Annotated in this window: 20 protein-coding genes, 1 rRNA gene and 1 riboswitch; of the genes, 16 read left to right on the forward strand and 5 right to left on the reverse strand. The window is 70.4% G+C overall.

The genetic code is table 11. The features are described from left to right. The 12 genes from rrf to ABIA32_RS28680 form a co-directional block, all read left to right on the forward strand. Positions 1 to 93 (forward strand): 5S ribosomal RNA (gene rrf / locus ABIA32_RS28625); the annotation flags it as partial. 96 nt (positions 94 to 189) lie between these two features. Continuing rightward, positions 190 to 798, forward strand: a complete 609-nt coding sequence (pgsA, locus tag ABIA32_RS28630; RefSeq protein WP_370101571.1) for a CDP-diacylglycerol--glycerol-3-phosphate 3-phosphatidyltransferase — start codon at positions 190 to 192, stop codon at positions 796 to 798. A 16-nt stretch (positions 799 to 814) separates the two neighbouring features. Continuing rightward, complete coding sequence (locus ABIA32_RS28635; protein WP_370101574.1) at positions 815 to 3,313, forward strand: sugar phosphate nucleotidyltransferase; 2,499 nt, start codon at positions 815 to 817, stop codon at positions 3,311 to 3,313. Between the two features lie 175 nt (positions 3,314 to 3,488). Then, positions 3,489 to 4,400, forward strand: coding sequence for a DUF881 domain-containing protein (locus ABIA32_RS28640; RefSeq protein WP_370101577.1), 912 nt, complete (start codon positions 3,489 to 3,491; stop codon positions 4,398 to 4,400). Then, entirely contained in the window at positions 4,397 to 4,729 is a 333-nt protein-coding gene (locus tag ABIA32_RS28645; RefSeq protein ID WP_037604363.1) for a small basic family protein, read from the forward strand. The genes ABIA32_RS28640 and ABIA32_RS28645 overlap by 4 nt, the downstream gene beginning before the upstream one ends. Before the next feature lie 117 nt (positions 4,730 to 4,846). Next, positions 4,847 to 5,689 (forward strand): DUF881 domain-containing protein, encoded by an 843-nt coding sequence (locus ABIA32_RS28650; protein ID WP_370101579.1) that lies wholly within the window; start codon positions 4,847 to 4,849, stop codon positions 5,687 to 5,689. Further along, positions 5,682 to 6,635 (forward strand): FHA domain-containing protein, encoded by a 954-nt coding sequence (locus ABIA32_RS28655; protein WP_370101847.1) that lies wholly within the window; start codon positions 5,682 to 5,684, stop codon positions 6,633 to 6,635. Before ABIA32_RS28650 ends, ABIA32_RS28655 begins: the two co-directional genes overlap by 8 nt. Positions 6,636 to 6,801: 166 nt before the next feature. Continuing rightward, complete coding sequence (locus tag ABIA32_RS28660; protein WP_370101850.1) at positions 6,802 to 7,503, forward strand: MerR family transcriptional regulator; 702 nt, start codon at positions 6,802 to 6,804, stop codon at positions 7,501 to 7,503. A gap of 124 nt (positions 7,504 to 7,627) precedes the next feature. Beyond that, positions 7,628 to 8,104 (forward strand): bifunctional nuclease family protein, encoded by a 477-nt coding sequence (locus tag ABIA32_RS28665; RefSeq protein WP_370101582.1) that lies wholly within the window; start codon positions 7,628 to 7,630, stop codon positions 8,102 to 8,104. A 393-nt stretch (positions 8,105 to 8,497) separates the two neighbouring features. Next, the gene (locus ABIA32_RS28670) at positions 8,498 to 9,037 is read left to right on the forward strand and encodes a MerR family transcriptional regulator (protein WP_370101584.1); all 540 of its coding nucleotides are present in this window, start codon (positions 8,498 to 8,500) and stop codon (positions 9,035 to 9,037) included. A gap of 60 nt (positions 9,038 to 9,097) precedes the next feature. Next, on the forward strand, positions 9,098 to 9,796 hold the full coding sequence (locus ABIA32_RS28675; RefSeq protein WP_370101587.1) for a vancomycin high temperature exclusion protein: 699 nt from the start codon (positions 9,098 to 9,100) through the stop codon (positions 9,794 to 9,796). A 67-nt stretch (positions 9,797 to 9,863) separates the two neighbouring features. Next, complete coding sequence (locus tag ABIA32_RS28680) at positions 9,864 to 11,279, forward strand: DNA polymerase IV (RefSeq protein WP_370101589.1); 1,416 nt, start codon at positions 9,864 to 9,866, stop codon at positions 11,277 to 11,279. A 125-nt stretch (positions 11,280 to 11,404) separates the two neighbouring features. Here the strand turns inward: ABIA32_RS28680 and ABIA32_RS28685 are convergent, their stop codons facing one another. Further along, positions 11,405 to 12,811 (reverse strand): DUF2382 domain-containing protein, encoded by a 1,407-nt coding sequence (locus ABIA32_RS28685; RefSeq protein WP_370101592.1) that lies wholly within the window; start codon positions 12,809 to 12,811, stop codon positions 11,405 to 11,407. A gap of 186 nt (positions 12,812 to 12,997) precedes the next feature. Continuing rightward, positions 12,998 to 13,097: riboswitch (glycine riboswitch) on the forward strand. 162 nt (positions 13,098 to 13,259) lie between these two features. Between ABIA32_RS28685 and gcvP the strand changes: the two genes are divergently transcribed. Next, entirely contained in the window at positions 13,260 to 16,142 is a 2,883-nt protein-coding gene (gene gcvP / locus ABIA32_RS28690) for an aminomethyl-transferring glycine dehydrogenase (protein WP_370101594.1), read from the forward strand. A 70-nt stretch (positions 16,143 to 16,212) separates the two neighbouring features. On the opposite strand, the gene ABIA32_RS28695 is transcribed toward gcvP, so the two are convergent. Both ABIA32_RS28695 and ABIA32_RS28700 read right to left on the reverse strand, forming a co-directional pair. Continuing rightward, positions 16,213 to 16,404, reverse strand: coding sequence for a DUF5999 family protein (locus ABIA32_RS28695; RefSeq protein ID WP_037604355.1), 192 nt, complete (start codon positions 16,402 to 16,404; stop codon positions 16,213 to 16,215). Positions 16,405 to 16,630: 226 nt separating this feature from the next. After that, positions 16,631 to 17,239 carry a hypothetical protein gene (locus ABIA32_RS28700; RefSeq protein WP_370101596.1) on the reverse strand — a complete coding sequence of 203 codons (609 nt, stop codon included), beginning with the start codon at positions 17,237 to 17,239 and terminating at the stop codon, positions 16,631 to 16,633. A 389-nt stretch (positions 17,240 to 17,628) separates the two neighbouring features. Between ABIA32_RS28700 and ABIA32_RS28705 the strand changes: the two genes are divergently transcribed. Next, positions 17,629 to 19,134, forward strand: coding sequence for a glutamate--cysteine ligase (locus tag ABIA32_RS28705; RefSeq protein ID WP_370101599.1), 1,506 nt, complete (start codon positions 17,629 to 17,631; stop codon positions 19,132 to 19,134). Positions 19,135 to 19,183: 49 nt separating this feature from the next. Next, a complete protein-coding gene (locus ABIA32_RS28710) occupies positions 19,184 to 20,014 on the forward strand; it encodes a CPBP family intramembrane glutamic endopeptidase (RefSeq protein WP_370101602.1) in 831 nt (276 codons plus the stop codon). A 4-nt stretch (positions 20,015 to 20,018) separates the two neighbouring features. Here the strand turns inward: ABIA32_RS28710 and ABIA32_RS28715 are convergent, their stop codons facing one another. Next, entirely contained in the window at positions 20,019 to 20,516 is a 498-nt protein-coding gene (locus ABIA32_RS28715; protein ID WP_370101605.1) for a PhzF family phenazine biosynthesis protein, read from the reverse strand. Continuing rightward, the gene (locus ABIA32_RS28720; protein WP_370101608.1) at positions 20,500 to 20,694 is read right to left on the reverse strand and encodes a hypothetical protein; all 195 of its coding nucleotides are present in this window, start codon (positions 20,692 to 20,694) and stop codon (positions 20,500 to 20,502) included. The genes ABIA32_RS28715 and ABIA32_RS28720 overlap by 17 nt, the downstream gene beginning before the upstream one ends. 123 nt (positions 20,695 to 20,817) lie before the next feature. Here ABIA32_RS28720 and ABIA32_RS28725 point away from each other — a divergent pair, with 123 nt between their 5' ends. Then, positions 20,818 to 21,762 carry an aminoglycoside phosphotransferase family protein gene (locus ABIA32_RS28725; protein WP_370101611.1) on the forward strand — a complete coding sequence of 315 codons (945 nt, stop codon included), beginning with the start codon at positions 20,818 to 20,820 and terminating at the stop codon, positions 21,760 to 21,762. Positions 21,763 to 21,807: the final 45 nt, after the last annotated feature.

Raw genomic sequence — 21,807 nt, forward strand, 5'->3', positions numbered from 1 at the left:
ACGCCCGGTTACATTCCGAACCCGGAAGCTAAGCCTCACAGCGCCGATGGTACTGCAGGGGGGACCCTGTGGGAGAGTAGGACACCGCCGAACAATCATTCCAGTGAAGCCCCCTGACCATCGGTCAGGGGGCTTCACTGCGTTAGAGTCAGCCTGCATCGTTCGAAGTGTTCTACAGGAGGCCCCCGGGTGGAGGTCCAGGAGACGCGCGTCCAGACCGACCGCGTGCTCACCATCCCCAATCTGCTGAGCATGGCGCGCCTCGTCGGCGTGCCGATCTTCCTCTGGCTGATCCTCTGGCCGGTGTTCGGCGGGCCGAAGAACGACGCCTGGGCGATCGCGATCCTGATGCTCAGCGGCGTGAGCGACTACCTCGACGGCAAGCTCGCGCGTCGCTGGGGGCAGGTCAGCCGGCTGGGTCAGCTGCTCGATCCGCTCGCGGACCGGCTGTTCGTACTGTCGACGATCGTCGGGCTGACGTGGCGCGAGATCATGCCCTGGTGGCTGACCGTGGTCCTGCTGGCGCGTGAGGTGTTCATCGCCTCCCTGCTCCCCATCCTCAGGCGTCACGGATACGGCCCACCCGAGGTGAACTTCATCGGAAAGGCAGCTACGTTCAATCTGATGTACGCGTTCCCCTTGCTGCTGCTCACGACCTATCACAACTGGCTCGGGACTGTGGCGAGTGTCATCGGTTGGGCGTTCGTCTGGTGGGGTACGACGCTCTATTGGTGGGCAGGGATCCTGTACGCGGTGCAAACTCGCCGTCTCGTGAAGGCGAGCGCCCTGCCCGATTGAGGAGGAGCCAGCCGAGATGAAGGCCGTTGTGATGGCCGGGGGCGAAGGAACCCGTCTTCGCCCGATGACCGCGAGTATGCCCAAGCCCCTGCTGCCGGTGGTGAACCGGCCGATCATGGAACACGTGCTTCGGCTGCTGAAGAGACACGGTCTCACCGACACCGTTGTGACGGTCCAGTTCCTGGCCTCTCTGGTCCGTAACTACTTCGGCGACGGCGAAGAACTCGGCATGAAGCTGACGTACGCCAACGAGGAGACCCCACTCGGCACGGCCGGCAGCGTCAAGAATGCCGAGGACGCGCTCAAGGACGATTCCTTCCTGGTGATCTCCGGCGACGCGCTCACGGATTTCGACCTCACGGAGCTCATGGAATTCCACCGCTCCAAGGGAGCGATGGTCACCGTCTGCCTGGCGCGTGTGCCGAATCCGCTCGAATTCGGCATCACGATCGTGGACGACGAAGGCAAGGTCGAGCGATTCCTGGAGAAGCCCACCTGGGGCCAGGTCTTCTCCGACACGGTGAACACCGGCATCTACGTGATGGAGCCGGAGGTCTTCAACTACGTCGCGGCTGACACCTCCGTCGACTGGTCGGGTGACGTCTTCCCGCAGCTGCTCAAGGAAGGCAAGCCCATCTACGGCTTCATCGCCGAGGGCTACTGGGAGGACGTCGGCACCCACGAGAGCTACGTCAAGGCGCAGGCCGATGTGCTCGAGGGCAAGGTCGACGTCGAGATCGACGGTTTCGAGATCTCCCCGGGCGTCTGGGTCGCCGAGGGCGCCGAGGTCGACCGCGAGGCTGTGCTGCGCGGGCCCCTCTACATCGGCGACTACGCCAAGGTCGAGGGTGGCGTCGAGATCCGGGAGCACACCGTGCTCGGCAGCAACGTCGTGGTGAAGCGCGGGGCGTTCCTGCACAAGGCGGTCATCCACGACAACGTCTATATCGGCCCGCAGGCCAACCTCCGGGGCTGCGTGATCGGTAAGAACACCGACGTGATGCGGGCCGCGCGGATCGAGGACGGCGCCGTCATCGGCGACGAGTGCTTGATCGAGGAGGAGTCGATCATCGCGGGCAACGTCCGCGTCTACCCCTTCAAGACGATCGAGGCCGGCGCCTTCGTCAACACCTCGGTCATCTGGGAGTCGCGCGGGCAGGAGCATCTCTTCGGTGCGCGCGGCGTCTCCGGCATCATCAATGTCGAGATCACCCCGGAGCTGGCTGTCCGGCTCGCCGGTGCCTACGCGACGACGCTCAAGAAGGGCGCCACGGTCACCATCGCCCGTGACCACTCTCGTGGCGCGCGGGCGCTCAAGCGCGCGATGATCTCGGCCCTCCAGGCGAGCGCGATCGACGTGCGCGACCTGGAGAACGTCCCCATGCCGGTCGCCCGACAGCAGACCGCGCGCGGCAGTGCGGGCGGGATCATGCTGCGCACCACACCCGGCGTGCCGGACTCGCTCGACATCCTTTTCTTCGACGAGCGCGGCGCCGACCTCTCCCAGGCCGGTCAGCGCAAGCTCGACCGCATCTACGCCCGCCAGGAGTACCGGCGCGCCTTTCCGGGCGAGATCGGCGACCTGACCTTCCCGGCCACGGTCTTCGACTCCTACGCCGGCAGCCTGCTCAGCGCCATGGACACGCGGGAGGTGGCGGACGCCAGGCTGAAGGTCGTCGTCGACGTCGCCCACGGCAGCGCCTCGCTGCTGCTGCCCAGCATTCTCGGCCGCCTCGGTATCGAGGCGCTGATGGTGAACCCGGGCATGGACGAGGCACACCCGACGGAGACGATCGAGGAGCGGCGGGTCGGCCTGGTCCGGCTCGGCGAGCTGGTGTCCTCCTCGCGCGCGGCGTTCGGAGTCCGCTTCGACCCGGTCGGGGAGCGTGTCTCCTTCGTCGACGAGCGCGGACGGATCATCGAGGACGACCGCGCGCTGCTGGTCCTGCTGGACCTGATCGCGGCGGAGGGCCGGAGCGGCAAGGTCGCGCTGCCGGTCGCCACGACGCGGATCGCCGAGCAGGTGGCCGCGTACCACGGCACGCAGGTGCTCTGGACGACGACGTCCCCGGACGACTTGACTCGTGCGGCGTCGGCTGACGGCACGGTCTTCGCAGGCGACGGGCGCGGCGGCTTCGTGGTCCCGGAGTTCAGCGGCGTCTTCGACGGCACGGCGGCGTTCGTACGCCTGCTGGGGCTGGTCGCCCGGACACAGCTGACCTTGAGCCAGATCGACGCACGCATCCCGCGGGCGCATGTGCACCGGCGTGACCTGGCCACCCCCTGGGCGGCGAAGGGCATGGTCATGCGCAAGGTCGTGGAGGCGGCGGGCGACCGCCAGGTCGACACGACGGACGGCGTCCGCGTGGTCGAGCCGGACGGCCGCTGGACGATGGTCCTGCCGGACCCGGCCGAAGCGGTCACCCATCTCTGGGCCGAAGGCCCGGACGACACGTCGACACAGGCGCTGCTCGATGAGTGGGCCGCAGTGGTCGAGAGTGCCGGCCGGAGTTAGTTGCACTATCCAGGGGCGCGGGGCTCTGCTCGATGAAATGCGTGCGCGACCAGCCACCCTGTGTGGTGAGTCCCCGAACGAGCAGGGCCATCCCCATACGGCGGTTCTCGCGCAGTTCCTCGCGCCCCTTGGGTGAGTGCAGCGTCCCTTCGTTGCACGTGGGACGATATGCGGCATGTCGACGAACGGTCCCGGTGACGCCAAGCGCGCCGACGCGCGGTTTGCGCGCCCCGACGCGTCGATGTCGCTGCTCACCAATGTGATGGAGCACAGCCTCGACGAGGGCTACGCAGAGGCCGCCCGCCGCAAGGGTGTCTACGGAAGCAGTCGGCTGCCCCGCACCACGCAGGGGCGGCTGGTGTTCGGCATCGGGCTCGCGCTGGCCGCGCTCGTGCTCACCATCGGTGTCAGTCAGGTGCACGCGAGTGCGCCCGTCGCGGAGCGCCAGCGGCAGGCGTTGATCGACAGGATCAACCAGTCGACCTCCAGCGCGGACGCGCTCCAGCAGCAGGTGGTCCAGCTCCAGGCCCAGCTCGACCAGGCCCGGTCCACGGCCGTCGGTGGCGCGGAGAGTGCCAAGCTCGCCGAGCTCCAGCTCGTCACCGGGACGACCTCTGTCGCCGGGCCCGGGATCGAGGTCGTCGTTGACGACGCTGTCTCCGCGGGGACGGACCTCAACAATGCGAGCCCGCGCGCCGGCGCGGGATTCGGGAACACCGGGCGGGTGCGGGACAGCGACCTTCAGCTCGTGGTCAATGCACTGTGGCAGTCCGGCGCCGAGGCGATCGCCATCAACGGTCAGCGGCTGACCAACCTCTCCGCGATCCGGGCCGCGGGTGACGCGATACTGGTGAACGACCGGCCGCTGACCCTCCCCTATACGCTGCAGGCGATCGGGGCCCCCGGGCTGGAGCAGGAGTTCCAGAACAACGCCTACGGTGGCCTCTATCTGAGCCAGCTCGCCCAGAGCTACCAGATCCGCCATCAGGTCTCGGCGAACGGGAATCTCGATCTCCCTGCCGCGACGGTCGGTTCGCTGCAGAACGCACATCCCTCGCCCTCCCCGGAAGGAACGAAGCAACCGTGATCGCCGTGCTGGGCCTGGTGCTCGGAGTCGTCGTCGGGCTGTTCGTACAGCCCGACATCCCGGCAGCCTGGGTGCCTTACCTGCCGATCGCCATCGTCGCCGCGCTGGACGCGGTGTTCGGCGGCGTCCGCGCGATGCTGGACGGGATCTTCGACGACAAGGTCTTCGTGGTCTCCTTCCTCTCGAATGTGGTCGTCGCCGCGCTGATCGTCTTCCTGGGCGACCAGCTGGGCGTAGGCTCGCAGCTCTCCACCGGCGTGGTCGTGGTACTCGGGATCCGGATCTTCTCGAACGCGGCTGCGATCCGTCGCCATCTCTTCCGAGCATGAGGCGTCGGCCGTGACGTTCTGTGACATTCGGAGAGTGCAGGCGGTGAACGGCGGGGGTAGGACGGATGGCAGGATGATCAGCACCGATGGAACGGCGAGAGCGAAAGGAGTGAAGCGGTGAGCGACGAGACCCCCGAGAAGCCCGAGCCCGGTACCCCCGAGCCCGAGAAGCCCGAGTCCGAGCAGCCGAAGCCCGAGACGCCCGTGCCCGACAAGGCCGAGCCCGCCGCCTCCGAGCTCACGGGTCGGCAGCGGCTCGCCGCCGCGCTCTGGCCGCCGCGGGTCAACCGCGCCCAGCTGATCGTCGCGCTGCTGCTCTTCGCCCTCGGGCTCGGCGTGGCCTTCCAGGTGCGGGCCAACACCACCCAGAACCAGCTCCGCGGTGCCCGCCAGGACGACCTGGTGCGGATCCTCGACGAGGTCGGCGCCCGACAGCAGCGGCTGGATCAGGAACGCCAGCAGTTGCAGTCGTCGTTGAACCAGTTGCAGACGAGCTCCAACCAGGCGAAGGAGGCGCAGGCGCAGACCCGCCTGAAGGAGCAGCAGCTCGGCGTGCTCGCCGGAACGGTCGCCGCGACGGGCCCGGGGGTCACCCTGACCGTCAAGGACCCGGGCGGGAACGTCCAGGCGGCTATGCTGCTCAACACGCTGGAGGAGCTGCGCGCGGCAGGGGCGGAGGCGGTACAGATCAACAATGTCCGGGTGGTGGCCAGTACCTGGCTGTCCGATGCGGCCAAGGGCTCGGTGACGATCAGCGGAACCACCGTGGCGCAGCCCTACGTCTTCACTGTCCTCGGCAATCCACAGGACCTCGACACCGCGCTCAACATCCCTGGGGGAGTGGTCCAGTCGGTCGCCCGAAATCAGGGCACCGCCACCGTGGTGCGCTCGCAGTCCCTGGCCGTGACCACCTTGATCCCCTTGAGCACTCCTGACTACGCTCACACGACGCATCCATGAACCAGCTGAACCACCCGCGCACTCAAGTCCCGTCCGCACCAGTCCTGTCCACGATGGCTCCACCTCGCCCCACGGGCGGGTCCGTGTCTCGCAAGGGGAATCGCCCGTGAGTCTGTTCTCGAAGCTGTTCGGCCGGAAGTCCCGCCAGGGCGCGGTCGAGGCGCCTACCGCCCGGCACCGCAGGGCGGACGAGGAGTTCGGCGCGGGCGTCCCCGGAATGCGCGGCGCTCCCGCGTCCGACAGTTACGAGCCCGTCGCCGAGCGGCCGCTCTTCCGCGACGAGGACGGCCGACACGCGGGCGCGGCGAGTGACGGACGCATAGCACCCCAGCCGGTACCCTCAACTTCAGGTGGAGGGTTTGCGGCCGACCCGTACTCCCAAAGCCAGTCAGGCGATCCGCGACAGGAGGCCGCAGGCGTGACGGTGTGCACCCGATGCGGATACAACAACCCGGAGTCCGCCCGCTTCTGCTCGAACTGTGGTGCCCCGTTGCGGGCCCGCGTCGGCGGCGGCGAGCGCGCGTCGGAGCAGACGTCCACAATCTCGATCTCCGGCCTCGAGTCCTACGAGCCCGAGACCGCCGCTGCGGTCACCCCCGGGCTCTCGCCCGAGGCCCAGGCCGCGGTCGACGCCCTGCCGCCCGGCTCGGCGCTGCTCGTGGTGCGTCGCGGCCCCAACTCGGGCAGCCGGTTCCTGCTGGACACCGACCTGACCACGGCGGGCCGCCACCCGGAGAGCGACATCTTCCTCGACGACATCACCGTCTCGCGGCGCCATGTCGAGTTCCGGCGCAGCCCCGGCGGCTTCACCGTCGCCGACGTCGGCAGCCTGAACGGCACCTATGTCAACCGTGAGCGGATCGACGAGGTGCCGCTGAACACCGGCGACGAAGTGCAGATCGGCAAGTACCGACTGGTCTTCTTCGCCGCGCGCCCGGGGTACTGAGACGCGGTGCCCCGCCCCTGGGAGGAGTGAGTCAACCGTCGTGCAAGCTGACAGCGGTACCCCCGGGGCGGTGGCGCCCTTCGTGCCGTCCGGCCGCCCGGCGTCCGGCCAATTCTCGACCGGCCAATTCTCGACGGGCCAGGGCCGGTTCGGCGGCCGGCAGCAACTGCTCAGTATCGGTGCCGTGCTGACGGAGCTGCAGGCGGAGTTCCCCGAGGTCACCATCTCCAAGATCCGTTTCCTGGAGGCGGAGCGGCTCGTCGAGCCGCAGCGCACGCCCTCGGGCTACCGGAAGTTCACCGGTGCGGACGTGGAACGGCTGGCCTACGTGCTGCGGATGCAGCGAGACCACTACCTCCCGCTGCGAGTGATCAGGGAACACCTGGCCGCCCTCGACCGCGGCGAGGCCCCGCCCGCCCTGCCGGGCCCCGGAGCGGCGCTGGACGAGCCGCTCGACGTGTCCGAGGGCGTGATCACCCCGGGGCCTTCCGCTGCCGGCCCGCGCCTGGGCCGGGCGGAGCTGTTGGCCGCCGCGGGGATCACGGACGTGCAGCTGCTGGAATGGGAGTCGTACGGCCTCGTCACTCCGGAGCCGGACGGCGGCTTTGATGGAGAGATGCTGCAAGTCGCCAGGCTGGTGGCCGAGTTGGGCCGCTTCGGACTGGAGCCGCGGCACCTGCGCGCGGTCAAGGCGGCAGCCGACCGCGAGGTGGGCCTGGTCGAGCAGATCGTCGCGCCGCTGCGGCGGCACCGCAATCCGCAGACACGCGCACACGCCGCGGCCATGGCCAGGGAGCTGGCGAACCTCTCGGTCCGGCTGCACGCCGCCCTGGTCCAGGCCGGACTGCGCGCCCGCCCGGGTCTCTGACCGCTCTGTCCTGGCCTCTGACCGCACTGTCCGGGCCCGCTGCGGACCCCGTCGGCGCTCGAAAGCGTGGGGGAGGGACCTGGACAACTGGAGTATCCGCCCCGCGCGCCCTAGGGTTGCAGGTGTGAACGAGCTAGACGTCGTGGGTGTCCGGGTGGAGATGCCTTCCAATCAGCCGATCGTGCTGTTGCGCGAGGTTGGCGGGGACCGTTATCTGCCCATCTGGATCGGGCCCGGCGAGGCCACGGCCATCGCCTTCGCGCAGCAGGGTATGACTCCCGTGCGTCCGCTCACGCACGACCTCTTCCGCAATGTGCTGGAGGCCGTCGGCCAGCAGCTCACCGCGGTGCGGATCACCGACCTGCGGGAGGGCGTCTTCTACGCCGAGCTGGTCTTCGCCAGCGGCGTGGAGGTCAGCGCGCGCCCGTCGGACGCGATAGCGCTCGCGCTGCGCACCGGAACGCCGATCTACGGCGCCGATGGTGTGCTCGACGAGGCCGGCATCGCGATCCCGGACGAGCAGGAGGACGAGGTCGAGCGCTTCCGCGAGTTCCTCGACCAGATCTCCCCCGAGGACTTCGGCAGCAGCGGACCGCAGTAGCGCCGCGCGCGGAAGGCCCGGCGCACGCCACGCGGGAGCGTCCGGGGCAAACCCCCGGATTGGGCCAAGCGGCCCCAACGAGTGGGTTTGCCGCCCGTCATTCGGGCGGAAATACCCCCGTACCGGACACGCGAAACCACTCGCGAGGCTGACGTCACCCGCCATGCCGAGCGTGGCGATCGTTGACGCGCTCCTGGCTACTGCCTACCTTCGACTGTGAACGTCCCGGGTGCGCCACCCCGCGCCCCCGCTGCGGCGGTTCCGGAGTCGAAAGGACGGAGGGTCGTGTTGAGCAGCACGGGTGACAGAACAGCCACGGGCGGCTCCTGCCCCATCCACTCCCCGGTCCGGACGCTGTCGCGTGCGGCCCGGCCCGGGTGGGAGGGCATGCCGATGGTGCCGTTTCCTGCGGATCCGCAGGACGATGTGCTGCCGAGTACGGAGCTGATCGGTTACCGGGGGCCCACCGCCTGCGCGGCCGCCGGGATCACCTACCGGCAGCTGGACTACTGGGCCCGCACCGGCCTGGTCGAGCCCAGCGTCCGCCCGGCCCAGGGCTCCGGCACGCAGCGGCTCTACGCCTTCCGCGACATCCTGGTGCTCAAGGTCGTCAAGCGACTGCTGGACGCCGGCGTCTCACTGCAGAGCATCCGGACGGCCGTCGACCATTTGGCCCAACGCCCGCAGGACGCCCTCCCCGGCATCACGCTCATGAGCGACGGCGCGACGGTCTACGAGTGCACCTCGGCGCACCAGGTCGTCGAGCTGCTCCAGGGCGGCCAGGGGATCTTCGGCATCGCGGTCGGCGCGGTCTGGCGCGAGGTCGAGTCCACGCTGAGCCGGCTCCACGGCGAGCGCACCGACACGGGCGAGACCCTGGTCGGCTTCGACCCCTCCGACGAACTGGCCCGCCGCCGCAACCGCGCGGGCTGAACCGCGCGTCCGCCTCGTCAGGAAGATCGACGAGGCGGGGAGCGGTGGGTCGCGGTGCGGATGCGGGTCGGAGTGGGCGGATGGCTGCGTGCGCTGCGCAGGGAACGCAGGGCACAGCGGCGGGTCTTCCAGCTGATCACCGTGCTGGCCCTCGCCGGACTGGTGCCGACGGCCGTGGTCTGGTTCCAGAGCAGCTGGCGGCTGCGGACCGTCGCCGACGCGCCGGCCGAGCCCGTGGTGGTGGTCTTCGGCGCCGGCCTCGACGCACCGGGCAAGCCCTCGCCCTACCTCGCCCACCGCCTGGACGCGGCGCTGGTCCTGTACCGCGAGGGGCGGGTGCGCGCGGTCCTGGTCTCCGGTGACAACGGGCGCGCCACCTACGACGAGCCCGACGCCATGCGGGACTACCTCGTCGCCCGCGGCGTCCCCGCTGCCGTGGTGGTCCGCGACTACGCGGGCTTCAACACCTGGGACTCCTGCAGCCGGGCCCACCGGATCTTCGGCGTGACCCGGGCGATCCTTGTGAACCAGGAGTACGCGATCCGGCGCGCGGTCTCCCTGTGCGAGACCGCCGGCATCGACTCCTACGGCATCGGCGTACAGGAATGGCACGACCAGACCTGGGACTACGGTGCCGTGCGCGAGATCGCCTCGGCGGACAAGGCCGTGCTGATCGACGAACTGTTCCACCCGGACCCGCACCTGCTCGGTCCGAAGGTCTCCACTCTCGCCTCGCTCGAGGCCGCTGCCGCGCGCTGAAACGCGCTGAAACGCGCTCAAACGCGTCACCAGGGCTGTTGTCGTACCTGTGCGCGATGATCGGGCCATGCGCTCCGTCCCGTCGATCCTGCACCTCGACATGGACGCCTTCTTCGCCTCGGTGGAGCAGGCGTCCAAGCCGAGCCTGCGGGGAAAGCCGGTGGTCGTCGGCGGGCTCGGCGCGCGCGGGGTCGTGGCCACGGCCTCCTACGAGGCGCGGCGCTTCGGCGTGCACTCGGCCATGGCGATGGCCCACGCGCGGCGGCTGGCGCCCAACGCGGCGTTCCTGATCCCGCGCTTCGAGCTGTACCGGCAGATCAGCGACCAGGTGATGGCCCTGCTGCGGCAGCTCTCGCCGCTGGTCGAGCCGCTGAGCCTGGACGAGGCGTTCGTCGATCTCGCAGCCGGGCCCTACGGCGAGCTGCTGGAGATGGGCGGCGCGGAGCTGGCGCGCGCACTGGGGGAGGATCTGCGGGCGGACATCCGGTCGAAGGTCGGGCTGACCGCCTCGGTGGGGCTGTCCACGACGAAGTTCCTCGCCAAGATCGCCTCCGAGCAGGCCAAGCCGGACGGACTGGTCCTGATCGAGGCGGGCCACGAGCAGGAGGTGCTGCAACCGCTCCCGGTGCGTGCGCTGCCGGGCGTCGGCCCGGCCACGGCCGAGACGCTGCGCCGCGCGGGGCTGACGCTGGTCTCCGACGTGGCGGCGCTGTCGCAGGAGGAGCTGGTGCAGCTGCTGGGGCGCGCGCACGGCGCGGGCGTCCACGAGCTGGCCCAGGGCCGCGACGAGCGGCCGGTGGTCCCTGACCGGGACGCGAAGTCCGTCTCGGTCGAGGACACCTTTGAGGTGGACCTCGGCGACCGGGACCGGATCATGCAGGAGCTGGACCGCTTGGCGGACCGCTGCGTCCGTCGGCTCAGAGCGGCAGGGCGCTCGGGTCGCACGGTGGTGGTGAAGATCCGCCGCTTCGACTTCAGCACGCTGACGCGCTCGGAGACCTTGCCGGCTCCGACGGACGATCCGCTGGTGATAGCGCAGATGGCGCGGCGGCTGGTCGACTCCGTGGAGCTGCTGGGCGGCATCCGGCTGCTCGGCGTCGGCGTGACGGGTCTGGCGGACTGGACGCAGGAGGACCTCTTCGCGCAGGCGCAGCGGGAGGAGCTGGAGCTGGAGGAGGAACTTGAGGAGGAGATGGAGGAGTCGGACCCCGAGCCCGGCACGGAACCGGCCTACGGCGGCCCCTCCGGCCCACGCGCGTTCCACCCCGGCGGAGAACTGACAGGCCGTCGCTGGATGCCGGGACAGGACGCGGAGCACGAGGACTTCGGTCACTGCTGGGTCCAGGGCAGCGGCGTGGGCCGGGTGACGGTCCGTTTCGAGTCCCCGGACTCACCTGTCGGCCGCGTCCGCACCTTCTCCGTCGACGACCCGGCCCTGACACCGGCCCCAGCGTTGCCGCTCCGGCATGACTCCGACGAGTAGGTGCACCACCAGGGGCGCGAGAACCACCCTGTGCGGATGGCCCTGCTCTGTTCAGGGACTCACCACATACGGTGGCTTGTCGCGCACGCAGTTCATCGAGCAGAGCCTCGCGCCCCTGAAAGGCGCTACGCGCCCATGGCGTGGTCGGGGAGGTCCGGGTTGTGGCCCATGGGGGTGGCCTGGCGGATGCCCGCCGCCGCGGGGGTGCCGGCGAGGGGCGGGCCGCCCAGAGGGGCTCCCGCCGCAGGGGGAGTGACGGGCGTGCCCGCGGGGCGCGAGCCGTCCTGGACCTGGATGTGCTCGCGGTGGAGCTGCTCGCGGACGACCTCCTCCTCCGTGATCCGCTCGGTCACCAGGCGGATCCGCTCCACCGGGACGATGGTCTTGCGGACGACCAGCCGCTCCTCGTGGAGGGTCACCTCCTCCACGCTCTCCGCGATCTCCGCCTCGGTCAGCTGCGCCCGCTCCTCCGCGCTGACGGGCACCCGCTCCACCCGGATGCGCTCGCGGACGACCGGGACGCGCCGCTCGACCTGCTCGGTCGTCACGTACTTGCGCAGTCGCGCGCGGCCGAGGACGCGCCACTCGGTGCTGATGTCCAGGCGCTCCTCGCGGCAGACGAACTCGACAGGCTCAGGGACCGGATCCTTGGCGCTGGTGGACGTCGCCGGGATGCCCATCCCGGGCAGCGGGTCGGTCAGCGGGTCGGGACGACGCTGCGCATCGGTCGCCGCAGACGTCCGGGTCATGTCGATCGCGCCGGTCCTGTCGGTCGTGCCGGTCGTGCCGGGGAACGGCGCCGCCGGGGGAGCCTGGACCGCAGGGGTCGACATCGCCGCAGCAGCAGGCGCCGCCGCGGCGGCCGCACCTGCCGGGCCGGAGATGTCCGGCTTGGGAGCGGTGCCGGTCAGGAAGGACGAGGTCCGGCCCGCGCTCGAGAGCGGCTCCACCACGGGCGTACTCGACAGCGTTCGTTCCACCGGCTTCTCCTCCGTCTTCGCAGCCGCACCGGCTGCTCCGGCCGCACCTGCCGCCATTCCGGCAGCGGCTCCTGCCGCCGCCGTTCCCGCTGCTCCCGCTGTTCCCGCCATGGCCGTCTTCGGGGGCGCGCCCGCTCCGTCCGGCCCGGCGCCCGCGGCAGCGCTCGCCGCCGCGGTGGACTGTGTCGACTTGTCGGCCAAGCGGGCGCCGGAGTCCGCCGCGTGCTGGCCCGTGCCGGTCGGCACCTCGAGCCCGTAGTAGCGGTAGAGCTGGAGCTCCTGCGCCGGCGACAGGTGCTGGCCCACGCCGAAGTCGGGGGAGTCCTTCACCTGCGACTTCTCGTAAGGAACCCGCAGCTCGTCGGAGACGAACTCGCTCGTCGTCAGTGGCACGAAGGCGTCGCGGCCGAAGAGGCCGGTCCGCACGGCGGCCCATTCGGGTTCTCCGGTGGCGTCGTCGAGGTAGACCTCGTCCACCGTGCCGATCTTCTCGCCGTGCTTGTCGACGGCCTTGTGGCCGATCAGATCCCTGGGGTCGATCTCGGTCTGCACGCTGTTCCACTCCTCCGTCGGCCGCGCCGGTCTTTTCAACTGACGAACGTGCTCAACTCATACGAAAAGGCACAATGATCGCTTTGTCGAACGTACGCAGCTCCACCGGGTGTGTCGCTGCTCCGTACGGGTTGACCAGGGCTCGTTCGACGCTCGGGCCACGCTGGTAGGCTGGCGATCGACCGTCGAGCATGCGCGGGAGAGTCCGAGCGTCCAACTGGACGAGCGGCGCCGAAGGAGCAAATCCTCCCCGGAATCTCTCAGGCCGAAGTACCGCGCAGGCGAGGTCACTCTGGAAAGCAGCACCGCGTCGGCAGGTTCGGGGCGGTGCTCACCGACGGTGAAAGCCGGCTTCGGCCGGTGAAGCTCTCAGGTTCCATGACAGAGGGGGAGGTCGTCCGGGTGCCCCACAGCGCCCACCGGGTCCGACCAGGAGGCCACACTCCCCATGACGTCCTCGCTTTCCGCGCTGGAGCAGTCCAGCCCCTTTGAGAACCGCCACATCGGCCCGGACGCCGAGGCCCAGGCGAAGATGCTGGCGCAGGTGGGTTACGCCTCCCTCGACGAGCTGACCGCCGCCGCCGTCCCGGACGCCATCCGCAGCCTCACCGCGCTGGACCTGCCCGCCGCCCGCTCCGAGGCGCAGGTGCTGGACGAGCTGCGCGAGCTGGCCGACCGCAACCAGGTGCTGCGCTCGATGATCGGGCTCGGCTACCACGGCACCTTCACTCCGCCGGTGATCCTGCGCAACGTGCTGGAGAACCCCTCCTGGTACACCGCGTACACGCCGTACCAGCCGGAGATCTCCCAGGGCCGCCTCGAGGCGCTGCTCAACTTCCAGACCATGGTCACCGACCTGACCGGCCTGCCGACCGCCGGCGCCTCCCTGCTGGACGAGGGCACGGCCGCCGCCGAGGCCGTCGCGCTGGCCCGCCGGATGGGCAAGGTCAAGGGCGGCGTCTTCGTCATCGACGCTGACACCCTGCCGCAGACCGTCGCCGTCATCGAGACCCGCACTGTGCCGACCGGCATCGAGACCGTCGTCGCGGACCTCAGCGAGGGCATCCCGGCCGAGATCGCCGAGCGCGGCGTCTTCGGCGTCCTGCTGCAGTACCCGGGCGCGTCCGGTGTCGTCCGCGACCTGGCCCCGGTCATCGCGCAGGCGCACGAGCTCGGCGCGGTCGTCGCCGTCGCGGCCGACCTGCTCTCGCTGACTCTGTTGAAGTCCCCGGGCACGCTCGGCGCGGACATCGCGGTCGGCACGACCCAGCGCTTCGGCGTCCCGATGGGCTTCGGCGGCCCGCACGCCGGTTACATGTCCGTGCGCGCCGAGTACGCCCGCAGCCTGCCCGGCCGCCTGGTCGGCGTCTCCGTCGACGCCGACGGCAACCGCGCCTACCGCCTGGCGCTGCAGACCCGCGAGCAGCACATCCGCCGCGAGAAGGCCACCTCCAACATCTGCACCGCGCAGGTACTGCTGGCCGTCATGGCCTCGATGTACGCGGTCTACCACGGCCCGGACGGCCTGGCCCAGATCGCCTCGCGCACCCACCGCTACGCCGCCGTGCTCGCCGAGGGCCTGCGCCGTGGCGACGTCGAGGTCGTCCACGGCGCGTTCTTCGACACCGTCACCGTCCGCGTGTCCGGCCGTGCCGCCGAGGTGGTCGAGGCCGCCCGCGTCGCCGGGGTCAACCTGCGCCAGCACGGCGCCGACCTGGTCGGCATCGCCTGCGACGAGACCACCACCCGCGCCGACCTCGCCGCCGTCTGGGCCGCGTTCGGCGTCCCCGCCGACCAGGACGTGGACGCGCTCGACGCGGAGGCGGGCACCGCCCTGCCGGAGGCGCTGCTGCGCACCGACGAGTACCTGACCCACCCGACCTTCCACGCGCACCGCTCCGAGACCGGCATGCTGCGCTACCTGCGCAAGCTCGCCGACAAGGACTACGCGCTGGACCGGGGCATGATCCCGCTCGGCTCCTGCACGATGAAGCTGAACGCCACCACCGAGATGGAGGCGATCACCTGGCCCGAGTTCGCGAACGTGCACCCGTTCGCCCCGGAGCAGCAGGCGGGCGGTTACCTGCAGCTGATCCGCGAGCTGGAGCAGCGCCTGGCCGAGGTCACCGGCTACGACGCGGTGTCCATCCAGCCGAACGCGGGCTCCCAGGGCGAGCTGGCCGGCCTGCTGGCCGTCCGCGCCTACCACCACGCGAACGGTGACACCGGCCGTGACGTCTGCCTGATCCCGTCCAGCGCCCACGGCACGAACGCGGCCTCCGCGGTGATGGCGGGCATGCGCGTGGTGGTCGTGAAGACGCTGGCCGACGGTGACGTCGACGTGGACGACCTGCGCGCGAAGATCGAGCAGCACCGCGAGCAGCTGGCCGTGCTGATGGTGACCTACCCGTCGACGCACGGCGTTTTCGAGGAGAACATCGCCGACATCTGCGCCTCCGTGCATGAGGCCGGCGGCCAGGTCTACGTCGACGGCGCGAACCTGAACGCGCTGGTCGGCCTCGCCAAGCCGGGCAAGTTCGGCGCGGACGTCTCGCACCTGAACCTGCACAAGACCTTCTGCATCCCGCACGGCGGCGGCGGCCCCGGTGTCGGCCCGGTCGCGGTCCGCGCGCACCTCGCGCCCTACCTGCCGAACCACCCGCTGCAGCCGTCGGCCGGCCCGGCCACCGGCGTCGGCCCGATCTCGGCCGCGCCCTGGGGCTCGGCGGCGATCCTGCCGATCTCCTGGTCCTACGTCCGCCTGATGGGCGGCGAGGGCCTCAAGCGCGCCACGCAGGTGGCCGTGCTGAGCGCCAACTACATCGCGAAGCGCCTGGCCCCCTACTACCCGGTGCTCTTCACCGGCCCCGGCGGGCTGGTCGCGCACGAGTGCATCATCGACCTGCGGCCGCTGGCGAAGTCGGCGGGCGTGAGCGTGGACGACGTGGCGAAGCGCCTGATCGACTACGGCTTCCACGCCCCGACGATGTCCTTCCCGGTGGCGGGCACGCTGATGATCGAGCCCACCGAGAGCGAGGATTTGACCGAAATCGATCGCTTCTGCGCGGCGATGATCGCGATCCGCGCGGAGATTGACCGGGTCGGTTCGGGTGAGTGGCCCGCGGAGGACAACCCGCTGCGCAACGCCCCGCACACCGCGGCGGCGCTGGCCGGCGACTGGGACCACGCCTACACCCGTGACCAGGCGGTCTTCCCGGCGGGCGTGAATCCGGCGGAGAAGTACTGGCCCCCGGTCCGCCGCATCGATGGTGCGTACGGCGACCGCAACCTGGTCTGCTCGTGCCCCCCGCTCGATGACTACGAGGGGTAGTTGCACTTACCTAGGGGCGCGAGGCTCTGCTCGCGCACGCGGTTCATCGAGCAGAGCCTCGCGCCCCTGACTACGCCGCTTCCGCGTACGCCCGGCGAGGTGCGATCACGCTGCCGTCGGGGAGGATCTCGCCGGTGTCCTCGAAAAGCAGAATGCCATTGCACAGCAGGCTCCAGCCCTGCTCCGGATGGCTCGCGACGACCGCGGCTGCCTCGCGGTCCGGCGAACCGGCTGACGGACACTCAGGACGGTGCTGGCACATAGCTCGTACCTTTCCAATGCCGGTTTGCGGCGCGGTGGTGTGAAGTGCCTTCTCGCCGGGTAAGACGGTTGGCTGGTCGCGCTGGTTCTCAGTCTCCGGTCTCCGAGACCGAACCGCAGCTATTTGGTGACATGGGTCACGTGAGAACCCGCGCGAGCAGCAGAAACCACCCGTTGTGACCAGATGCGGCATGGTCACAACGGGTGGTGTCGGGGGTGCTGCCGGGTCAGGCCGTACTGGTGAGTAGTGCGCCGTTCGTGAGCGCCAGCAGTGCGAGCAGTTCCTCTGCGTGGTGGGGGATGTGCGCGGTGACTCCCAGCGGTGCCGGGACCAGCGGGATCAGCAGGTCCGGCGTCGGGGCCGGGGAGAGCACGGGATGCAGCCAGAGGGCCGTCATGTAGTGGCCCGGCACGGACAGCAGGCGCGGCAGGTACGTCGTCTGCGCGCCCGCCGCGTGCAGGCGGGCCTGCTGGAGGGCGTGCAGCGTGGACGCGGGGTAGGGGCCCTCTGCGAAATGGGCGAAGGTGTGGGTCTCACCCGACTCCTCGGCCACCCGTTCCAGAGTGTCCGCGGCGGCGACGACCTCGTCGCCCGCCTTGATCAGGAAGCGCCAGCCCGTGCGCCTGGCGCGGGCCAGCGGCGCGGCCGCGCCGTCCGAGGCCATCGGGTCGAGCAGATGGACGGGCAGCGGGTGGGCAGGGGTGAGCGGCCCGATGGCTCGTCGCACGGCCGAGGAGCGGACGGGAAGGGCGTCGCTGAGGGCGTCCAGGTCGTCCAGGGCGCCGAGGACGGCGCGAAGGGCGGCGGCGGGCGGCTGGGGCAGCTGCAAGGACATGTGGATTCGCCTCTCGTGGCAGCAGAGACAGGCGGGGCGTTGGTGGTGCGGGAGCTGCTCGGGCGTGCTGGGAGCGCAGTGGAGGGAACTGCGCCGGGTACGGCTGGTTCAGATCGTGGTGCAGGGCAGGCCCGAGGGGGCCGGGTCTCCGTGCGATCCGGAAGCTCCGGCGGCGTCGGGCCGTGCGTACCTGTATCTCGCGAGTCTATACGAACGGGTGCACGGCGTGACTCTTCTACTACTGTCCGTGCATGGTCGCAAGGGAGATTTCGGGCAGTTCGTGTACTCGGCCAGTTATTGGCACATGCCGTTTTCGCGCGTTCTGTCGGACTGTCGATCACGCCTTCGGGGCATCCTCCCTCTACCGCCGACAGAGGGAGGGGCGCCCTATGGGGGAGAAGGTGGCCGCCGGCAGTGCGGACCTGGCGGACCGTCAACTTTACCGCCGTAAGCTGCGCCAGTGCGTCGAGGCGTTGGAGCGGCTGCTCGCCGAGGACCGCTTCGACCGGGCCCGCGCGATGATGGGCCTGGAGATCGAACTCAACCTCGCCGACGACGAGGGCCTGCCGGCCATGCGCAACGAGGAGGTGCTCGCCTCGATCGCCAGCGGGGACTTCCAGACCGAACTCGGTCAGTTCAACATCGAGGTCAACATCGCCCCGCACCGGCTCGGCGGCCGGGTCTTCGAGGAACTGCGCGAGGAGCTCGTCGTCGGCCTCGGCTACGCCGACCGGAGAGCGCAACGCGCCGGGGCGCGGATCGTCACGGTCGGCATCCTGCCGACGCTGACGCTCGACCACGCGGTCCTGGACAACATCTCGCGCGGGGATCGATACCGCCTGCTCAACGACCGGATTCTCGCCGCGCGTGGGGAGGACATCTCCCTCGACATCCAGGGCGTCGAGCGGCTGCGGGCGGACTCGGTCTCCATCGTCGCGGAGGCGGCCTGCACGTCCCTGCAGCTGCACCTGCAGGTGACGCCGCGCCGCTTCGCCGGGGTGTGGAACGCGGCCCAGGCGCTGACCGGAGCACAGCTGGCGATGGGGGCCAACGCCCCGTTCCTGTTCGGTCGGGAGCTCTGGCGCGAGACGCGGCCCATTCTGTTCGAGCAAGCGTGCGATACGCGTCCGGATGAGCTCAAGGCGCAGGGCGTCCGACCGATCACCTGGTTCGGCGAGCGCTGGGTCGACTCGGTCGTGGATCTCTTCGAGGAGAACCTGCGCTACTTCCCCTCGCTGCTGCCGATCTGCGACGAGGAGGACCCGCAGAAGACCCTCGCCGCGGGCGGCGTCCCCGCGCTGCGCGAGCTGCGGCTGCACAACGGCACCATCTACCGCTGGAACCGCCCCGTCTACGACATCGCGGACGGCGTCCCGCACCTGCGCGTCGAGAACCGGGCGTTGCCGGCCGGTCCGACCGTCGTCGACACGCTGGCCAACGCGGCGTTCTACTACGGCCTGGTCCGCTCGCTCGCCGATCAGCCGCGCCCGGTCTGGCAGCGGCTGCCGTTCGAGCTCGCGACGGAGAACTTTCACACGGCCGCGCGGCTGGGCATCGACGCCGAGCTGTGGTGGCCACGTGCCGGCGGCCGCCGGGGCGGCGGCAGCCTGGCGCGGGTGCCCGCGCGGGACCTGGTCCGCGACGAGCTGCTGCCGCTGGCGGCGAAGGGTCTGGACGCGTGGGGCGTGGAACCGGTGGACCGGGACCACTACCTCGGCATCATCGAGGGTCGCTGCCGCACCGGGATCAACGGAGCGGCGTGGCAGAGCGCGGCCTTCCACGACGGCGTGGACCGGCACGGTCTCGACCGGGGCCCGGCGCTGGTTGCGATGACGCGCCGCTACATGGAGCTGATGCGCTCCGGTGAGCCCGTCCACACCTGGCCGCTGCGCTGAGCTGAGGGCCCGCTGAAGGCGAGCCGATCACCGCTCAGGCTGCTGTGCGATGATCGGGCGAACCGCCAGAGCAACCGCCCCCGGAGTCGCCCCCGTGAGCAACACCGAGACGCTTCCCGCGCCGATCCGCCTCACGCGGCGTCTGCTGGGGCAGGAGCTGATCCTCGTCCTCGCGCTCTCGCTCGGGGCGAGCGGCGTCTCCGCACTGATCAGTTTCGTCGGGTCGCTCACGGCGCCCGTCTCGCTCAGGGCGCAGCACGCGACACTCAACGGCTCCATCACCCCGGGCCGCCCGTGGCTGGATCTGACCTGGCACCTCTTCAACATCGCCTCGGCCCTGGTGCCCGTCGCACTGGTCGCCTACCTGCTGGTGCGGGAGGGCTCCTCGATCCGGGCACTCGGCTTCGACCTGACCCAGCGCTGGAGCGACCTCGGCAAGGGCTTCCTGGTGGCCGCCGCGATCGGCGGCTCGGGGCTGCTGCTCTACCTCGGCGCGCGGGCCTCGGGCGCCAACCTCACCGTCGTGCCGAGCGCCCTGCCGGACGTCTGGTGGCGGATCCCGGTGCTGATCCTCTCCGCCGTGCAGAACGCGGTCGTCGAGGAGGTCATCGTCGTCGGCTACATGCTGCGCCGCCTGGGCCAGCTGGGCTGGAGCTGGCCCGCGACCGTCGCGGCGAGCGCGCTGCTGCGCGGCTCGTACCACCTCTACCAGGGCGTCGGCGGCTTCGTCGGCAACGTGGTGATGGGCGTGATCTTCTGCTGGCTCTACTCCCGCTGGCGCCGAGTCGCCCCACTGGTGATCGCCCACGGGCTCATCGACACGGTCGCCTTCGTCGGTTACGTGCTCCTTGCCGGCCACGTCAGCTGGCTGCCGACCTGATTACCTAGGGCGTCGCTGCTGCCGCCAGCGTCCCGTCCCACACGGTGACGGCCCGGCCGCTCAGCAGCACCCGATCGCCTACCAGCCGCACCTGAACCGTCCCGCCGCGTGCGGAGACCTGACGGCCGGTCAGCTCGGTCACCCCCAGCCGCTCCGCCCAGAGTGGAGCGAGCGCGGTGTGCGCGCTCCCGGTCACCGGGTCCTCGCCGACGACGACGCCGGTGCCGAACCAGCGCGAGACGAAGTCGTAACCGCTTGCGTCGGGCGCCGCCGCGCGGGCGGTGACGATCACGCCGCGCGGAATGTCCGCGTCCAGCGCGGCGAGCCGGGTGTGGTCCGGCGTCAGCGCCCGCACGTCCGCCTCGTCGGCCAGCTCGACCACCAGGTCGCCGAGCGCGCCTGTGGTCCAGACGTCCTTCCAGCCGTCCGTGCCCAACGCCTCCGCGAGACCGCTCGGCGCAGCGCCCAGTTGCCGCGTCGGTCGATCAACCGCCGCCGCCACCCTGGTACGGGCTTGCCGGCGCGGCACGACATTTGGCGTCGCACGACGAGCCGAATTGGATGACGAGCCAGGCGCCGCCGACGAGCAGGGCGGTGATGAACAACATGCCCAGGATCCACATGCCGCAGCAGCCGTAGCTGTCACGCCCTCGTGGTCCGGTCCGATCGGTCCGTGTCATGTCTTCCCCCTCACGTGTCAGGGTCCCAGCCCGCGGGTGCGGTGGACAGTCCGCTGCACCGCTGTTCCCGCCCTGCTGTTTCGAACTGGATCGGCCCCGTGCCGTCGGTGGTTGAGTGAGATCATGGACAGCTTCGAGATCAATGAGAACGTGGTGCGCTCCCTGGTGCGAGAGCAGCATCCGGACCTTGCAGAGTTGGACCTGCGTGAGGTGGCCGGCGGTTGGGACAACCAACTGTGGCGTCTCGGGGACGAGTTGGCCGTCCGCATGCCACGAACGGAGCGTGCGCCGTCCCTCCTGCGCAAGGAGTACCGGTGGCTGCCCGCCCTGGCCCCGCGCCTGCCGCTACCGGTCCCGACCCCCACGCGGATGGGTGAACCGTCCGCACGCTTCCCGCGGCCATGGACCATCGCGTCATGGGTTCCCGGCGAACCTGCCGACCGCGCCCCCATCAGCCACGACCGCGCGGCGGATACGTTGGCGGGCTTCCTCAAGGCGCTCCATGTGAAGGCGCCCGCCGAGGCACCGGTCAGTCCGGACCGCGGCGTTCCCCTCCACACGCTCACGGAAGGTTTCGAAAGGGGACTCGAGGAAGTCGCCTCCGGAGGCGTCGGCGCTGATCTCCGGAACGTCCGGGACGTCTGGGAGGAGGCCGTCGCGGCTCCCGATTGGCAGGGCCCGCCGCTATGGCTGCACGGCGACCTCCACCCGGCGAATGTCGTCGTCTCGGAGGGCACACTCGCGGGCGTGATCGACTTCGGGGACATGTGCGCAGGAGATCCGGCGGTCGATCTCGCGGCTGCGTGGGTGCTCCTTCCCGCGGGGGCGGTTGCACGGTTCTTCGCCGCGTACGCAGACGCTGACGAGGCGATGATCCGGCGCGCACGAGGGCTGGCTGCGGCGAAGAGCCTTTTCCTCATCCTCATGGGCCGGGCCGGCGAGCGGGGCCTGCCCGGCGGCAAGCCGACATGGGGACCCGCGGGCTGGGCGGCGCTGGACCGCGTTCTGGAAAGGGGTTGTCGGACGACAGTTACCGATATATCGTTGATGCATCGAGACAGTCTTTGACTGTCGTCGAGATCATTCATCCACCTGTTTCACTTCACGAAGGAG

This window comes from Streptacidiphilus sp. MAP12-20 (assembly GCF_041262525.1).
Lineage (GTDB): Bacteria > Actinomycetota > Actinomycetes > Streptomycetales > Streptomycetaceae > Streptacidiphilus.

What these genes read in the sequence shown, in the direction of transcription:
- ABIA32_RS28635 (WP_370101574.1), top strand. Translation starts at nt 815, where the DNA reads ATGAAGGCCGTTGTGATGGCCGGGGGCGAAGGAACCCGTCTTCGCCCG.
- ABIA32_RS28640 (WP_370101577.1), top strand. Translation starts at nt 3,489, where the DNA reads ATGTCGACGAACGGTCCCGGTGACGCCAAGCGCGCCGACGCGCGGTTT.
- ABIA32_RS28670 (WP_370101584.1), top strand. Translation starts at nt 8,498, where the DNA reads ATGGTGCCGTTTCCTGCGGATCCGCAGGACGATGTGCTGCCGAGTACG.
- ABIA32_RS28675 (WP_370101587.1), top strand. Translation starts at nt 9,098, where the DNA reads ATGCGGGTCGGAGTGGGCGGATGGCTGCGTGCGCTGCGCAGGGAACGC.
- ABIA32_RS28680 (WP_370101589.1), top strand. Translation starts at nt 9,864, where the DNA reads ATGCGCTCCGTCCCGTCGATCCTGCACCTCGACATGGACGCCTTCTTC.
- gcvP (WP_370101594.1), top strand. Translation starts at nt 13,260, where the DNA reads ATGACGTCCTCGCTTTCCGCGCTGGAGCAGTCCAGCCCCTTTGAGAAC.
- ABIA32_RS28695 (WP_037604355.1), bottom strand. Translation starts at nt 16,404, where the DNA reads ATGTGCCAGCACCGTCCTGAGTGTCCGTCAGCCGGTTCGCCGGACCGC.
- ABIA32_RS28700 (WP_370101596.1), bottom strand. Translation starts at nt 17,239, where the DNA reads ATGTCCTTGCAGCTGCCCCAGCCGCCCGCCGCCGCCCTTCGCGCCGTC.
- ABIA32_RS28705 (WP_370101599.1), top strand. Translation starts at nt 17,629, where the DNA reads ATGGGGGAGAAGGTGGCCGCCGGCAGTGCGGACCTGGCGGACCGTCAA.
- ABIA32_RS28710 (WP_370101602.1), top strand. Translation starts at nt 19,184, where the DNA reads ATGATCGGGCGAACCGCCAGAGCAACCGCCCCCGGAGTCGCCCCCGTG.
- ABIA32_RS28720 (WP_370101608.1), bottom strand. Translation starts at nt 20,694, where the DNA reads ATGACACGGACCGATCGGACCGGACCACGAGGGCGTGACAGCTACGGC.
- ABIA32_RS28725 (WP_370101611.1), top strand. Translation starts at nt 20,818, where the DNA reads ATGGACAGCTTCGAGATCAATGAGAACGTGGTGCGCTCCCTGGTGCGA.